The following is a 14851-nucleotide window of genomic DNA, read 5'->3' on the forward strand; positions in this document are numbered from 1 at the left end:
GCCTTTCGTCGATACCCCTCAAGCTAGGGGCGGGAACGCGAGGCAGGAACGGGTGCTCCCCTGGATGCTCCCCGGGCGTCCCTCGGACCGAACGTGGTGTTTCGGAATTCCTCTCTCACGGCGCCGCGCGCACCGGGTCCTCGTGGTGATCATGTCCCGGCCCGCCGAACGTCCCCGGCCAGGGCGCCTCGGCCGGCTCCAGCCCTGGCAGCGTGAAGCGCTGGAACCGCGCCCGGCTCTCCGAGAAGGGCGGATCGCACTCCCCGCAGCTCGTCGCCCCGTCCATCATCGTCAGCGACCCCGGCCCCAGCTCGAAGAGCTGCGGAATCGTCCGCGGTGTGTAGCCCAGCTCGCACCGGAAGGCCTCGCTCCCATCCCCCGCCCTCACGCCCACCAGCACCGGCTGCCGTCCCTCCGTCGCGAAACCCATCACCATCGTCCGCTTCACCCCTCCCTCTGGCCACGCTCCCAGCCGCAGCTCCTTCGACACGAAGCTCATCCCCGCCGGCAACTGGTACGTCCACTCCGGCTCCAACCCCGGCACCGCGTACCCCTCCAACCGCGGAGACTCCGGCGGCACCACGTCCGGGTTCACCGTCGCTCCCGCGGGGCTCGGCACCAGCACCTCGTGCGTCGCCACCGCCCTCCCCAGTTTCAACGGCAGCGTCCCCACCGGCTCTCCATCCGACGTGCGCAACGGCTGCGTTCCTCCCTCCGGCATCAGCAGCCCCCGCACCAGCCCCAGCTCTCCTCCCGGGAAGGGCAGCGTCCTCCTCCAGCGCGGCACCCCATCCGACGAGAACGCCATCACCAGCGTCGGCGCCCCCGCCCTCAGCGGCGCCCCCGGGTTCACCGTCGGGCTGAACGTCACGTACAGGTCCCCGGCGGGATCCGACGCCAGCCCGAACGGGTGCGGGTGGTTGCACTCGGACAGCAGCGGATCCTCCAGCAGCTGCGCCGACACCAGCCCTCCCGCCGCGTCCAGCACCACCAGGTAGTACAGCCGGCACTGCGTCCTCGAGTCCTCCCCCGCCGGGTATGCCTCGAAGAGCGCCGCCAACCGGTCCGGCGCCATCACCGCCAGCCGCGCCATGAAAAGCGTCGAGGACTGCCGCGCGATGTCCGGCCTCGCCCTCCCCAGGGTGAAGCTCCACCGCGGCGCCGCCGTCGCCCGCTCCATCAGCGACACCGTCCCCTGCTGCGGCAGGTCCATGCACAGCAGCCGCTCGTTCCACAACATGCACCGCCGCCCCGTCACCTGCGCCTGCACCGGCGCGTCCCCCGCAGCGTCCAGCACCGGCTTCTCGAAGAAGCCCGCCAGCGTCACGTCCCCCTCGGGGCCCACCAGCAGATCGTGCAGCTTCTGATCCTGGGCCGCCGCGTCGTACGTCCAGTCCGGCACCAGCGGCCTCGCCGGCGGCCGCTCGCACACCGAGCCCCGGCACCGGCCCTCGCCCTGGCACGGCGACGCCGGCGCGCACACGAAGTTGTCCGGAGGATCCCGCTTCACGCACGTCCCCTCCACGCACACATCCGCCAGATCGCACCCCCGGGCCTCGCCACAGAAGGTGCCGTTGCGCGCGGGCCTCGACTGGCAGCCCCGCGCCGGATCGCACCACCCCTCCTGGCACGCCCCATCCCCCGGGCACGGCGGCGCGGGCACCGACTGGCACCCGTCCAGCGGGCTGCACACGTCCGTGGTGCACGCGTTGCCGTCGTCACACACGCGCTCGCGCCCCTTGCAGCGGCCCTGCTGGCACACCGCGTCCAGCACGCACGCGTTGCCCGGATCGCACCCCGTGCCGTCCTCCAGCACCTCCTCCACGCACTCCTCGCGCCCGGTGTCGAACCGGAAGCGGTGGCAGGCCGAGGGCATGGGACAGGGGGGCGCCAGCCGGGCCTCCCCCGACAGCTCCAGCGTCACCGTGCGGCCCGCCTCGTCCGTGCCCACCAGCGTGGCCGAGAACGCCCCCTCGGCGCTGGGGGTGAAGCGCACCTTCACCGTGGCCTCCTCCGAGGGCCTCACCTCCGGGGGCAGCCCCTCCGCCGAGAAGGGCCCCTGCACCCCGTTCCACACCACCCCCACCCCGGAGCGGCCCGCGCTCACCACCCGGACCGAGGCCTCCCGCGAGGTACCCACGTACGTGGCCGGAAAGGCCAGCGCCTCCTGCGAGAAGCGCACCTGGCTGGAGGACCCCACCAGGGGCGGCCGCTCCTCACGGCAGGCCCCTAGCAGCCCGCACAGCAGCATCGCCGCCAGCACCCGTCCCCAGCCGTCCACTGTCGTTCCGCGCGCCATGCGTGAGCCCCCGCTCTCACGCCTATAGGCCTCGCCCCCCCCGAGCGACGAGGGGGCCCGCCCCACATCCACCTCCGTCCCGTTCACCAGCCCACCCTCGCGCGCACTGGCGTTTCTACGGTCCACCCCCGGGGGAGCCCCGCCAACCCCTCGGAATCACGGGCCTCACCCCCGGTATGCTTCTGGCAGGTTCCCAGGTCATGGCTTCCATCGAATCCGCCATTTCCGAGCAATTGGCGCAGGCCTTCACGGTCTGCATCCCGTACGAGCTCCAGCCCGGAATGGACCAGCTGCCTTCCGACACCCGGCACACCCTGCTGGGAGAGCTCTTCCGGCTCGCCGTCCAGGCCTGGCAGGAGCGATGCCTGCTGCCCCGCCACGGCCCCGTCACCCTGGAGTTCCTCCTGGCCGGCTGCGACGTGGGGATCGAGCTGGACGCACCCCGCGCCCGCCTCACCCTCGTCTCGCTCATCCGTGGCCGGAATTGAAGGCTCGGGCCGGGGGCCGTTCTCCACAGTTCCACTTGTCCCCAGGGCCCTCTGTTTCTGTACTGAGTGAATAGGTATTTATATTGATCAGGGGTAACAGTAGGGGCTGTGGGCTTGTGGAGAAATCAGTAAGCTCGCGGAACCACTGAGGAATCCCGAACCTGCTACATGTGGGGAAGTTGGCGCTTATCCCCGGCCTTCCACAGGGTGTGGATCATCCCCTGGGTTATCCACAGAGGCAGCCCCCGCCATCCACAGGCCGTCCACAGGGTGTGTGGGCTATGGTGCGGCCATGCATTCCGCCATTCCCGATCCGCACCAGGGCGAGCGAATCGGAAGATACGAGGTGCTCACCCAACTGTCGGTGGGTGGCATGGCCGAGCTCTTCCTGGGCTACACGTCGGGGCCGGGCGGGTTCCGCAAGTATGTAGCACTCAAACGGGTGCTGCCGGACGCTCGTGGGGACGAGCAGTTCGAGAAGATGTTCCTGGATGAAGCACGCATCACCGCGGCGCTCAGCCACCCGAACATCGGCCAGGTGTTCGAGCTGGGGCAGGACGGAGAGGGCTTCTTCCTGGCGATGGAGTTCATCGCGGGGCAGAACCTGAACAAGGTGGCGCACGTGTGCCAGCGCCGGGGCAAGGTGCTGCCGGCGGGCTTCAGCCTGGCGGTGGTGCGGGACGTGTGCCTGGCGCTGCACTACGCCCATGCCTTCACCACGCCCGGGGGCAAGCCCTCTCCCGTCATCCACCGGGACGTGGCCCAGAAGAACGTGATGGTGACGTACGACGGGGTGGTGAAGCTGCTGGACTTCGGCATCGCCAAGGCGCGCGGCGCGGTGGTGCGCACCCAGGCGGGGATGGTGAAGGGCACCACCGGGTACATGTCCCCCGAGCAGGTGCGGGGCGAGCCGCTGGATGGGCGCAGTGATCTGTTCGCCGCCGGGGTGATGCTGCACGAGCTGCTCACGGGCGAGCGCCTGTTCTCGGGGGAGACGGAGCGCCAGGAGATGGAGATGATCCTGGACGCGCCCATTCCGGTGCCGGGGGACAAGGTGCCCACGCTGCCACCGGAGGTGTCCACGGTGGTGCTCAAGGCCCTGGCGCGCAAACGGGAGGAGCGCTTCGCGAGCGGCCGGGAGATGGCGAGGGCCATCGAGGCCGCGGCGGGCGGGCTGCTGATGGACGCGGAGCAGCGAGCGGCCTTCATGCTCGAGCACTTCGAGGACCGGATGCAGGCGACGCGCCGGCTGCTGGAGAGCGTCGAGTCGGCGAAGGAGCCGGTGGACCTGGAGGCGGCGCGGATGCTGGGAGGCCGTGAGGAGCCGGCCATGGCATCCACGGCGCCGGACGCCCCGCGGCCGGGTGCGCGTGCGGAGAAGCCGGAGGAGCCGCGGCGGGCGGATCCAAAGGAGACGATGCTCGCGCGGGGCCAGAGGGCGAGGAGGGCGGAGACGGGGGAGGCGCCGGCGGGGGCGGTGCACACCACGGGGAGGCGGGTGACGCGGGAGGCGCCCCTGGAGGCGAAGGACACGCGGACGACGGAGCAGCCCGCGCGCAAGGGGACGGGGATGTTCTGGGCGGCGCTCATCGCGCTGCTGGTGGTGGGAGGGAGCGCGGGCTACGGGGCAGTGAAGCTGTTCGCGGCGATGAAGGCCCAGGAGGCGGACGGAACGCCCATTCCCATGCCCCTGGCGGACGTGTCACCGATGACGCCCATCGAGCCTCCAGGGGGGCAGAGGAAGGCGGAGCCAGAGCCCACCGCACTGGCGGCCGAGCAGGCGCGGACTTCGGAGCGGACGCAGGAGACCCCGGAGGAGCCGGCGAAGAAGGACGGTGACGACGAGCCGGTGCGAGGCGTGAAGCAGGGCACGTTGACGCTGGTGGTCCTGCCGGAGGCCGAGGTGTTCCTGAACGGGCGCTCGTTGGGGAAGACGCCGCTCATCAAGAAGCCGGTGCCGGTGGGCAGACACCTGCTGCGCATCAAGGGAGCGGATGGAAAGCGGCGGCAACTGTCGGTTCCCATCCGGGCGGGCAAGACGACGCAATTCAAGCTCAAGCTGGCGGACATCCCCGAGCGTTGAGAACTCCCTCTCCCTCTGGGAGAGGGTTGGGGTGAGGGTCTACTCCCAGGGCCGCTAGTCCTCCACGTCAGCGGACTTGGGATAGCAGCCTCTTCCCGCCGAATTCCCCTCGAATGAAAGCGTATGGGTGGGACGGATGGCGGTGCCCTGCTTGTTCAACAAGAGCCATTGCATGGAGAGGGCTTCGTTGATCAGGTAGCGCTGGACTATCTTGAGACGTTTCTTCTTGTCCCGGGCATCTCCTGAAAGATAGCCATAGTGGAAGAACCGGGGACCTTGCGCGATGCGCACCGTGTTCGGGTTCTCGTATCCACGGAGAGCGTCCATGATCTTGACTGAATTCAGGTGCTGCTTCAGCCGGGTTCGAAGCGCGAGCGTTTCGCCAATGTAGAATGGCTGCTCCACACTGCTCCCGTGTTTTCGAGCGAAGTAATAGACCCCCGCTTTGTTATCAATGGCTTCGATCTCGTCGTCTGTGTAGACGGGTTGCTTGTTCCTGAAAAGCAGGATGGGTTTCTGCCATTCGATTCTGATCTTCATCGAGGCACTCGTTCACTGTGTTCCGGCCTTCTCATCGGGTTCCTGGGAGAGGAGGTCGCTGCTTGATGGATCACTTCGTTTCGTGTCGATGGGCGGATTCTACCCGTCGCGGTTGGGCGGGACTACCTGTCACCCGCGAGTACGGATGGCCGGACTCCACCCGGGGCGCACGACCTGATACGTTGAGGTTCTACGAGGTAGGCCCCGCGTGTCCGCACCTTCGCCATCCCCCGCCCCCGTTCATCCCATCCCCCGTCACGGCGGAGGCGCCCTGAATCCGCTCGACCTCCCTCCGCTGCCTGTTGGCACGCTCATTTGCGGAGACGTGGTGGAGGGGGTGCTGGGCCGCGGCGGCTTCGCCATCGTCTACCGGGTACGCAGCCCCGAGGGCCGCCTGTTCGCTCTCAAGTTGCTGCCGCTGGAGGAGAGCCCCGAACGCACCGAGCGCGCCTGGCGTGAGCTGTCCCTGGGCACCCGCCTGCGCCACCCCAACCTCGGGCGCCAGGTGGGCGCGGGCCAATGGCCCGAGGACACGCCGCGTTTCCTGTGGCTGAAGCTGGAGCTGATTGAGGGCCCCACCCTGGACGAGTGGGGGCGGGACCCCGGGCGCACCTTGGGCGAAGTGATGGACCGGGTGCTGGAGGTGGTGCGCGGCCTGGCGGTGATGCACGAGGCGCGCGTGGTGCACCGCGACGTGAAGGAGGCCAACATCCTGGTGCRCCTGAGCACCRGCCAGGCGGTGCTGGTGGACTTCGGCGTGGGCTACCACGAGGGMGACCCCACGCTGACGAAGGGGATGTTTCCCCCGGGCACGCTGCCCTACCGGRCCCCCGARGCGTGGGCCTATGGCCGCGCGCACGCGGGCGAGCCGGGCGCGCATTACCGGGCAGGGCCGGGGGATGACCTGTACGCGGTGGGAGTCGTCCTCTACCGGCTGCTGACGGGCCGCTTCCCCTTCCGGCCCGCCGAGCACGGGGGCGAGGACGTGGAGGCAGTGCTGCACCAGCCGCCCCTGCCGCCACACCTGGTCAACCCGAACGTGCCCCGGGCGGTGGAGGAAGTGTGCCTGCGGTTGCTGGCCAAGACGCCCGAGGCGCGTTACCCGGGCGCGGTGGCGCTGTACGAGGCACTCGAGGCGTTGAGGGCCCGGACGGACGTGGTGTGGACGGTGCCGCTGCACCCGGAGCGCCGGCCCGTCGCGAAGCCATGGGCGCGCGGCTGGAAGATGCTGGCGGCGGTAGGCGTGGGGTTGGCCGTGGCATTGGGAGCCTGGTGGCTCACCCCTGGCCAGGAAATGGCGCCGGAAGGGCTCGCGCCGGAACCTGTGCGGGCCGTGGTCGCGCCTCCCGCCGAGACGCCCCCTCCCCCGGCCGCCGCCCCGCCGCTGGCGCCCCGAAAGGACAGTGCCCCCGTGAAGCAGCAGACGTCTGGCCCCCAGCCCGAAACGGCTCCCAAGCGCCGGGGAGCCGCCCTGCGCAATGCGTGTCTCGGCCTCACCGGTGCCGCCTTGCAGGCCTGCATGGGTGCCCCGCAGCAGGTGCCGCCCGAGCGCCCCGCTCCACCCCCCCAGGCGTGTCCCGCTGGGGCCGTGGAGACCATGACGGTCACGCTCGGCTTGCGCCTGGGAGAAATCAGGGAAATGCACTGGTCCGAAGTGCGGGGCAGGGCCGTGCGCGTGGACGAGGACACTCCCCTGTACGTGCCGGGCCACTGGGAGGTGAATGCCAATCGCTGGGGCCGAGGCGAACGCATCGCACTGCCGAACAACACCCGGCTCTCCGGGCGGCTGTACGTCAAGGAGGGGCGGGTGTTCGGGCGCTTCACCGAGGCTCGCACGCCTCTGGGGGTGACGTACCCGGTGTGCCTGGAGTTGCTCGACGCGGACAAGAAGGTTGGCCTCGAGCTGTGGCCCGGCAGTGCGCCGGGCAAGATGCTGGTGGACCCCGTTGTGCAGGTGCGGGTGGTGGATCGCTTCCCGTAAGGGCATCCGGGAAGCGAGACGGTGATGGGACGGGCGCGAGGCGGGCATGACCGGGCAGGAGGTGTGGTAGAGCCCCACTTCTCCTGTCCCGTCCACGTCCTCGGGAGACCCCTGCCCCATGCCCGTGCTGTCTTCCGCCGCCCTGTTGCGACTTGCGTTGCTCGCTGCTCCCCTGGAGGCCTCTACGCTGTCCGCGTCACCTGGCTGTGAGGCGGGTACGGGCCATCTGGAGCTGACGGAAGACACATACGGCGAGGCGCATGCGGTGTGCATCCACCCGGGGCTCTCCACCAGCTTCTTCTTCGACGCGAAACTGGGGCGCGTGGAGCTGACCGGGCGGGAGCATTTCCGGGTGATAGAGGATGAGAGGGGGCTTGCTCTCGTGCCCACGCGGGCGCTCATGCGGGGAGAGCGCGTGCCCATGACGGTCTTCTTCCAGGAGGGCACGGCCCCGACGAGCGCCCGCTTCATCCTGGTAGTGCACGCATCCGAGGCCGCGCGGCAGGTGGAGGTGACACGCCAGCCGCGCACGCTCGCCTCCTACCGCGAGGGCGAGCAGCAAGCGCGAGCGGAAGTGTGGCAATGCCGGGAGGACAAAGCGCGGCTGGAGGCACGGTGCAGCGGGCAAGCGGGGCTCCTGGGCCTGCTCGCCCAGGGGTTGCTGGGAGAGGGTGGCATCGCCGACAAGACCATCACCCAGAGCGTCATCTCGCGTCCGGGCAACACGCTCACCAGCATCATGGCACGGAGTTATCGCTCCAGCGCTACGCACGGGGAAGACGGGGGCAAGAGGGTGCGGCTGGCCGTGGAGCTGAGCTTGATGAACAACGGGAGCACGCCCTGGACGCCTGCTGGTGCGGTGCTGGTGGGGCCCGATGGCATGGAGTGGAAGGCGCTCGGCGTGAGTCCACTGGAGCCCATCGCTCCGGGGGAGTTGGGCCGCGTCGGAGTGGAGGTGGAGACGACGGAGGAGGCGGCGCGCGGCGTCTTCAACCTGAAGCTATGGGGCCAGGAGGCGAGCGGCGGGAGTGAGTTCTTCGATGGAGTGACCTTTCCCTGACTGGCTGACAGGCCTTACTCAGAGGCTGGAGGCCCGAGTTCTTCCGGAAGAGGCGTCCGAAGAAAACTCAGCCCCCTCGGTGATTGGACCACTTGGAAGCCTTGGCCCCCAATGCTAACGAGTTCTCCGTCGGCTGCTTTTCCGCTGGATAGCCACTCATCAGCCTCTTTCTGTGTCACAAACGCATGAGAAACCTTGACCCTGAACGCGGGGTCGAAAAACTCTTGGTAATACCCAAGGAAGTCGTCCAGTTTTCTTATGCGTCGGACGTAGAGCAGCGAAATCGCGGCAAGTTGGATTGTTGCCTCCTCTCTTGAGCCCGTCTGATACATCTTGCTCGCGGTATCCAAAATTCTGAGGGCGTCATCCATCTCAAAGTCTTTGATTTGCGTCATTTGAACACCGAGCCTTTTTAAAGAGCGAGGGGAGCCAGGATCAAAGCGCCGCCGCCACCCGTTGCAACCACGAATGCGACGCCCGCAACGACAACGACGGTTCCAATGGCCACCTCAGTGTTATGCTTTCTTAGCCATTCAAGCGCCGCGTCGATGTTCGAGAAATGCCGATCCTTCTTCCTCTCACGTTCTAGTTGCTCCTGTTCTTCGACACACTCATTGTATTCTTTTCGGCACTCCTCGGTACAGTATTCATGGTGCTTGCCAGAGCCCCTTTTAATGCTCGTAAGTGGGGGCGCCCGGTTCCAGCATCTATCGAAACACTTGATCTGTTCTTCGGCACAGTCGTAACCGCCCGCTCCCCCGACTCCGCTCGAATCATCGGAAATAACATAGACTGTCCGCTCCGGTGGTTGTTGCGGGTGGGCACATCCGGCGCCTGCCATTACAGCAAGCATGAGCAGAGAAATCACTCTCATGGTCTGGCCCCTGTTATTCCGTTCAAGCCTTCAGCGAAGTCTGACCGCTTCAGGAGACTCCGGATCGGGGTAGGCATCAACCTGCATGTCGCTGCGTGTCTCACTGGCGGTGGATGGTGAACAGCAGTTCGGTATCATCCGCCTGAGGCCAGGGAACCTGGCAGACCCCATCCCGGCTGGCAGGCCCGTGGGCTTCCCTTGCCCCGGACACAGGCCTCCGCTGGTCGGTTCACGTCGCGTACGGGTCCCGTGGGGTAGAGAATGTAGCTGCGAACGCCAGAGGAGACCTGTCAGGGTTGGGAGTCCAACCGCTCCAACAGCCGGACCAGCTCCGCCAGCGAGTCCACCGCCAACTTCTCCATGACGCGGGAGCGCTGCAACCGCACCGTCTGCTCGGCCGTCCCCAGCTCGGCGGCGATCTGCTTGTTGAGCATTCCCTGAGCCACCAGCCGGCACACCTGCCACTCCCGGGGACTGAGGGTGGAGAAGCGGGATCGCAACGCCTCGTGCTCCTGCTCGGCGCGGCTCGCCGCCCGATCCCGCTCCAGCGCCCGCTCCACGGCCGCCAGCAGCTCCTCGCTGCTGAAGGGCTTGGAGAGGAAGTCCACCGCTCCGGCCTTCATCGCCTTCACCGCCGCCGGTATATCCCCATGCCCGCTGATGAAGACGAGGGGCTGCTTCCAGCCCGCGCGGCCCAGCGCCTCCTGCAGCTCCAGCCCGTTGAGCTCCGGCATGCGCAGGTCCATCACCACGCATCCCGGACGTGGGCCGGGTCCCCGCTCCAGCAACTGCCGCGGGTGCGAGAAACCCTCCACGTCATACCCCTCCACCTGGAACATGCGCGTGAGGCCACGCAGCACCGATGGATCGTCATCCATCACGAACACCGAACCCCGCGTGGAAGGTGGAGGTATTTGCACGGCGAGAGTCCCCTGTACGCCGGCCCGCTGTACCCCCGGCGGCGAGCTCCCAGGTTACACGCTCGGACTTCGGGTGCGTACCCCGAGGACCCGGACTACACTCCCGGACCCTGTATGCGCCTCCTGGTCCTGCTGCTCCTGGGGTTGATGACTCTTCCCGCCGGGGCCTCCGAGCAGGTGAAGACAGTGCTGCTCTTCGTGCCGGAGGACGCCACGGTGCCGGCCATCGCGGACCTCACCCAGGGTTTCCAGCGCACGATGACGAACGAGGGGCGGGGGTCCGTCGTCGTCAACATCGAATACCTGGACATGGGCTGGTTCGAGAGCACCGCATACGAGCGGGCGCTGCGCGACTTCTTCCTGGTCAAATACCGCGAGCGGCGGCCCGAGGTCATCGTCGTCTACGCGGACGCCACCCCGTTCGTGCTCAAGCTGCAACAGGAGCTGTGGCCACGGGTGCCGCTCTTCTCCATCTACAACGACGCGTTCCTGGTCGACACGCTGCCCCAGAGTCCCTACGTGAAGGGCAACTGGGCGGACCTGGACGTGCCGGGCACCGTGCGGGCGGCCCTGCAAGTGCTGCCGGACACGCGCCACGTCGCGCTCGTCCTCGGCTCGAGTCTTCGCGAGGTGGCCGCCTGGGACTACGTGGCGCGGGAGGTCCGCGCCGCCGCGCCGGGCCGTGAGCTCATCGCCCTCACGGGGCTGACGTTGGAGGAGCTGCGGCAGCGGGCGCGGACGCTGCCCGAGGACACCATCGTCATCGTCGTGGGCTTCATGCAGGACGCGGCGGGGCAGAGCCTCGTCACCCGCGACGTGACGAGCCTGCTGCACGCCGGCGGGAGCCCGCCCCTCTTCAGCGTCCACGGGACGATGCTGGGCAGTGGCATCGTCGGGGGGGTGCTGATGGACTATGGGCTGCTGGGCCAGGACGTGGCGCGGCGAGCCCTGCGGGTCCTCCGCGGCGAGCCCCTCGCCCAGTTGCCTTCCGGGGCCCTGGAGTCCAACCAGCTCGTCTTCGATGCCCGGGAGCTGGTGCGCTTGCACATTCCCACCAGCAGGCTACCTCCCGGCAGCGTGATGCGCTTCCACGAGCCTGGCTTCTGGGAGCGCTACCGCTGGCAGGTGACGGTCATCCTGGGCGCGGGCCTGTTGATGCTGGCGCTCATCGTCGTGCTGTTGCTGGAGCGGCGGCGGCGCATGGGGGCCCAGCGGCTGAACGGGGTGGTGCTGGATTCGCTCCCGGGCTCCGTGGCCATCCTCGACAGCGGTGGGGTGGTGTTGCGCGCCAACCCGGCCCCGAGCCGGATCGAGGGCCCGGATGGACTGCCCGCCGGGAAGCACTGGGTGACGGGAGGCTCCTGGCTGGAGCCCTTCCGCGAGGCGGTGCGCGCGGGCCATGGAGGGCTGAAGGGTGTGGTGGAACTGGTCGAGGACGTCCTCGCGAGGCGCTCCCATGAAGGCGTGGTGGAGTTCCGTGGCCTCATGCCGGGCACCTGGTTCGAGCTGCGCGCCCGGCGGCTGGAGCGCTCCGAGGGTGGGGCTGTCGTCTCCCTGGTGGATGTCACCCCCCGCAAGCGCGCCGAGGAGGAGGCGCGCCAGGCCCGGGACGAGCGGGCCCACCTGGAGCGCGTGGCCGCCGTGGGGGAGCTGGGCATCTCCATCGCCCACGAGCTCAACCAGCCCCTGGCCGCCATCCGCACCAACGCCGAGACCGCCCAGCGCCTCCTGCAACGCACGCCCATGGACACGGTCCTGCTGCACGAGGTGCTCCAGGACATCATCGCCGACGATCAGCGGGCCGGTGAGGTCATCCGCCACATGCGGGCGCTGCTCAAGAAGGGCCAGTCGCAGTACGCCCCTCATGACTTCAACGAGCTGGTGAGTGGGGTGGTGCGTCTGGTGGGTACGGACGCCCAGCTGCGCGGGGCGAAGCTCACGCTCCACTTGTTCGACGCTCCCCTTCCCGTCTGGGGAGACAACGTGCAGCTCCAGCAGGTGGTGCTCAACCTGATCATCAACGCCCTGGACGCGGTGGGTGACGTCCCCGGCGAGCGGCAGGTGTGGGTGAGCACCTGGCGGCAGCCGGGCCAGGTGGAGCTGGTGGTGGAGGACACCGGGGTGGGGCTGAGCGAGGAGCTCCTGAAGCGCATCTTCGAGCCCTTCTTCACCACCAAACAGGAAGGGCTGGGCATGGGTCTGTCCATCAGCCGCTCCATCCTCGAGGTGCATCGAGGCCGGCTCCAGGCCGAGCACCGCCACGCGGGCCGCGGTGCCCTCTTCCGCTGCACCCTCCCGTCCGCCTGAGGACCGGCACACCCTCGCCCGTCTGTCAATTCAACAAAACGCTGAATCGACTTGATTGGGATTCGGTGGTTATTCCTTTCCTTCGACGCCACCCGTCGTGCCGTCCTTCAACCTCACATCAAAGGAAAGTGAAGCCATGTTCGGTCTGCTGCCTCCCATCGGTCTGGAAATCCCGAGCAGTTGCTACGCGGTCAATATTCCCCTCAAGCTCGACGTGCTTGGTATCGTCAACCTGGACTTCAAGGGGGGGATCAGGGAGCGGGTGGAGGCGAACCTCACGGGCGGGCTCGGCGGCGTGAAGCTGAAGGTGATTGGCTTCGAGGTGTCGGCCGACAGCCCCGTGCTGGGCAAGGTCACCATGAGTCAGGCCGATATCGACACGACGCCGCTCAGCCTGCTCGAGCTCACCCACAATCTCCCGCCGACCTTCCGGCAGACGAAGTTCCTGGACTTCACGCTGACGATCGAGAAACCGCCGGGCGGGGGCCCTCCCCTGGTGCTGTCGAATACCAAGACGGCCTGGCTGGTGAACGACAAGCTCTCGGCGTTTCCGCCGCAGGGCCACGTCTACCAGCTTCAGCAGCCTGTCGACCTCGCGCCTGCCGGTGCGCCGAACCAGGTCGTCGCCCAGCTCTTGCAATTCCCCAGCACCTGGTCGCACAACCCGTAGCCTACCCAGGTGAAGCCCATGGCCGAGACCGCTTACTTCTCATTCATGCAGCGGGAGGATCAGGAGTTCATCTTCGAATTGACCGACCCGGCGAAGATCCAGCAGGCGCGTGACATCCTCTCAGGAAAGGAGAAGAACCAGATTCACGTCATGGGCAGGATCGTGAAGCGCCCGGCGCCCTACAACCCCAGGTGGTCGTACCATCTGGATCCAAACACGATCACCTTCTTCACCATGGCCATCGAGGTGTGTGATGCCAATATGGCCTATGTCGAGGATCATCTGGACGAGGCGTGCGGCGCTTTCCTCCCGGGTTGCCACTGGTGTCCGTGGGACTCGCGGCTGAAACGGGAAGTCAAACCCTGACGGAGAGACCCGCTCTCTCCCTTCCTTCCCCACCTACCCAAAGCCAATCATGACCACTTCCACCACCGTCCAACCGCCGAAGGCCCCCGAGGGCCTGGAGGCCTATCGTCCGCCCGCGTCCATGCTGAAGGGCACGCATGGTGACGTGATCTGGTACCGCGATCTCGACAGCAACAGCCCGGCCTGCCTCGCCAACGCCCGGAGCAACGAGCTCGTGGTGTATCTCTCGGAGAGCGTTCACGGTAAGCCCATTGCCGTCTCGGGCATCATCGCCCTGCCGAAGAAGGCGCCCATCGACGGTGGCTATCCGGTCATCAGCTGGGCGCATGGCACCGTGGGCTGCGCCGACCATTGCGCGCCGTCCCGTGACGTCGTGGACGGGGAGGCGCACCGCTTCAACGTCTTCCCGCATCCCCTGCTCAACAAGTTCCTGGACCGGGGTTGGGCCGTGGTCATGACGGACTACGAGGGCCTCGGCACCGAGGGCCCTCATCCCTACCTGCTCGGCAAGTCCCAGGCCCGTGGCATCCTCGACATCGTGCGGGCCGCGCGCCAGCTCCACCCGGAGCTCTCCGATCAGTTCGCCATCGTCGGCCACTCGCAGGGAGGTCAGGCGGCACTGTTCGGCGCGCACCACGCGCCAGAGTGGACACCGGAGCTCACCTTGCACGGCGTGGCGGCGATGGCCCCCGCCTCCGCGATCGGAACGCTCGTCACGCTCGCCTGTGAGGGGGAGGAACCCGATGAGGGCAATGCCTTCATCGCCCTGTTCCTCTCCGGAGCCTTCGCCGGGGATCCGAGCATCAAGCCGGAGGACGTGCTGGGGCCGGAGGCCCTCAAGGTGTACCACCATGTCGAGGAGCGGGGCCGGATAAGGCTGGGCAGCACGGACTCCTGGGGGAAGTTGACGGGGAAGCAGCTCTTTCGTTCGGACAAGAGCACGAGCAGGCTCGCGCTGTTCAAGCAGTTCAGGGACATGCACCCGAACCTCTCCATCCAGGCGCCGATCCGGATTTCGCAGGCCGTGGCGGACCAGCGCGTGAACGCGGCCCTCACCACCATCCTCGTGGAGCAGCTCAAGGAAACGAACGGGGAAGACAAGGTCACGTACAGGCCGTACCTTCTGGTCCCGCCGGCCCCTGATCCGGAACTTGGAATCCACTTCGGGTTGATCAGCAAGGACTCGGACGCGGTGACGAACTGGCTTGCCGGCCTGCTCCCGAAGGTGGAATAGCGCTGTGTTGCGCATGCCCCCTCTCCCCT

At 67.7% G+C, this 14851-nt stretch carries 13 protein-coding genes; 8 read left to right on the forward strand and 5 right to left on the reverse strand.

Features of this window, described 5'->3' with window-relative positions; genetic code table 11:
* Nucleotides 1-115: 115 nt before the first annotated feature.
* Entirely contained in the window at nt 116-2299 is a 2184-nt protein-coding gene (locus BO221_RS07900) for a tenascin-X (RefSeq protein ID WP_073559781.1), read from the reverse strand.
* A 200-nt stretch (nt 2300-2499) separates the two neighbouring features.
* Here BO221_RS07900 and BO221_RS07905 point away from each other — a divergent pair, with 200 nt between their 5' ends.
* Both BO221_RS07905 and BO221_RS07910 read left to right on the forward strand, forming a co-directional pair.
* Nucleotides 2500-2787, forward strand: a complete 288-nt coding sequence (locus BO221_RS07905) for a hypothetical protein (RefSeq protein ID WP_083680915.1) — start codon at nt 2500-2502, stop codon at nt 2785-2787.
* A gap of 292 nt (nt 2788-3079) precedes the next feature.
* Nucleotides 3080-4870, forward strand: a complete 1791-nt coding sequence (locus BO221_RS07910; protein WP_073559783.1) for a serine/threonine-protein kinase — start codon at nt 3080-3082, stop codon at nt 4868-4870.
* Between the two features lie 54 nt (nt 4871-4924).
* On the opposite strand, the gene BO221_RS07915 is transcribed toward BO221_RS07910, so the two are convergent.
* Complete coding sequence (locus tag BO221_RS07915) at nt 4925-5410, reverse strand: GIY-YIG nuclease family protein (RefSeq protein WP_073559784.1); 486 nt, start codon at nt 5408-5410, stop codon at nt 4925-4927.
* 208 nt (nt 5411-5618) lie between these two features.
* Between BO221_RS07915 and BO221_RS07920 the strand changes: the two genes are divergently transcribed.
* Complete coding sequence (locus BO221_RS07920; RefSeq protein WP_083680842.1) at nt 5619-7391, forward strand: serine/threonine-protein kinase; 1773 nt, start codon at nt 5619-5621, stop codon at nt 7389-7391.
* A 118-nt stretch (nt 7392-7509) separates the two neighbouring features.
* Nucleotides 7510-8451, forward strand: coding sequence for a DUF2381 family protein (locus BO221_RS07925; RefSeq protein WP_083680843.1), 942 nt, complete (start codon nt 7510-7512; stop codon nt 8449-8451).
* 14 nt (nt 8452-8465) lie between these two features.
* On the opposite strand, the gene BO221_RS07930 is transcribed toward BO221_RS07925, so the two are convergent.
* The 3 genes from BO221_RS07930 to BO221_RS07940 form a co-directional block, all read right to left on the reverse strand.
* Nucleotides 8466-8846 carry a hypothetical protein gene (locus tag BO221_RS07930; protein WP_073559785.1) on the reverse strand — a complete coding sequence of 127 codons (381 nt, stop codon included), beginning with the start codon at nt 8844-8846 and terminating at the stop codon, nt 8466-8468.
* Nucleotides 8847-8863: 17 nt separating this feature from the next.
* Entirely contained in the window at nt 8864-9325 is a 462-nt protein-coding gene (locus BO221_RS07935) for a hypothetical protein (RefSeq protein WP_073559786.1), read from the reverse strand.
* A 290-nt stretch (nt 9326-9615) separates the two neighbouring features.
* Nucleotides 9616-10203 carry a response regulator transcription factor gene (locus tag BO221_RS07940; protein ID WP_073559787.1) on the reverse strand — a complete coding sequence of 196 codons (588 nt, stop codon included), beginning with the start codon at nt 10201-10203 and terminating at the stop codon, nt 9616-9618.
* A 156-nt stretch (nt 10204-10359) separates the two neighbouring features.
* Between BO221_RS07940 and BO221_RS07945 the strand changes: the two genes are divergently transcribed.
* The 4 genes from BO221_RS07945 to BO221_RS07960 all read left to right on the forward strand — a co-directional run bounded on the left by BO221_RS07945 (nt 10360) and on the right by BO221_RS07960 (nt 14822).
* Complete coding sequence (locus BO221_RS07945; protein ID WP_073559788.1) at nt 10360-12552, forward strand: ATP-binding protein; 2193 nt, start codon at nt 10360-10362, stop codon at nt 12550-12552.
* Nucleotides 12553-12688: 136 nt separating this feature from the next.
* Nucleotides 12689-13222, forward strand: a complete 534-nt coding sequence (locus BO221_RS07950) for a hypothetical protein (RefSeq protein ID WP_073559789.1) — start codon at nt 12689-12691, stop codon at nt 13220-13222.
* 18 nt (nt 13223-13240) lie between these two features.
* On the forward strand, nt 13241-13588 hold the full coding sequence (locus tag BO221_RS07955) for a calmodulin (protein ID WP_073559790.1): 348 nt from the start codon (nt 13241-13243) through the stop codon (nt 13586-13588).
* Between the two features lie 49 nt (nt 13589-13637).
* The gene (locus tag BO221_RS07960; RefSeq protein WP_073559791.1) at nt 13638-14822 is read left to right on the forward strand and encodes an alpha/beta fold hydrolase; all 1185 of its coding nucleotides are present in this window, start codon (nt 13638-13640) and stop codon (nt 14820-14822) included.
* The last annotated feature ends 29 nt before the right edge of the window (nt 14823-14851 follow it).

Source organism: Archangium sp. Cb G35 (assembly GCF_001896145.1).
In the GTDB taxonomy this organism is placed as follows: Bacteria; Myxococcota; Myxococcia; order Myxococcales; family Myxococcaceae; genus Archangium; species Archangium violaceum.

What these genes read in the sequence shown, in the direction of transcription:
- BO221_RS07900 (WP_073559781.1), bottom strand. Translation starts at nt 2,299, where the DNA reads ATGGCGCGCGGAACGACAGTGGACGGCTGGGGACGGGTGCTGGCGGCG.
- BO221_RS07905 (WP_083680915.1), top strand. Translation starts at nt 2,500, where the DNA reads ATGGCTTCCATCGAATCCGCCATTTCCGAGCAATTGGCGCAGGCCTTC.
- BO221_RS07910 (WP_073559783.1), top strand. Translation starts at nt 3,080, where the DNA reads ATGCATTCCGCCATTCCCGATCCGCACCAGGGCGAGCGAATCGGAAGA.
- BO221_RS07915 (WP_073559784.1), bottom strand. Translation starts at nt 5,410, where the DNA reads ATGAAGATCAGAATCGAATGGCAGAAACCCATCCTGCTTTTCAGGAAC.
- BO221_RS07925 (WP_083680843.1), top strand. Translation starts at nt 7,510, where the DNA reads ATGCCCGTGCTGTCTTCCGCCGCCCTGTTGCGACTTGCGTTGCTCGCT.
- BO221_RS07930 (WP_073559785.1), bottom strand. Translation starts at nt 8,846, where the DNA reads ATGACGCAAATCAAAGACTTTGAGATGGATGACGCCCTCAGAATTTTG.
- BO221_RS07935 (WP_073559786.1), bottom strand. Translation starts at nt 9,325, where the DNA reads ATGAGAGTGATTTCTCTGCTCATGCTTGCTGTAATGGCAGGCGCCGGA.
- BO221_RS07940 (WP_073559787.1), bottom strand. Translation starts at nt 10,203, where the DNA reads ATGGATGACGATCCATCGGTGCTGCGTGGCCTCACGCGCATGTTCCAG.
- BO221_RS07945 (WP_073559788.1), top strand. Translation starts at nt 10,360, where the DNA reads ATGCGCCTCCTGGTCCTGCTGCTCCTGGGGTTGATGACTCTTCCCGCC.
- BO221_RS07950 (WP_073559789.1), top strand. Translation starts at nt 12,689, where the DNA reads ATGTTCGGTCTGCTGCCTCCCATCGGTCTGGAAATCCCGAGCAGTTGC.
- BO221_RS07955 (WP_073559790.1), top strand. Translation starts at nt 13,241, where the DNA reads ATGGCCGAGACCGCTTACTTCTCATTCATGCAGCGGGAGGATCAGGAG.
- BO221_RS07960 (WP_073559791.1), top strand. Translation starts at nt 13,638, where the DNA reads ATGACCACTTCCACCACCGTCCAACCGCCGAAGGCCCCCGAGGGCCTG.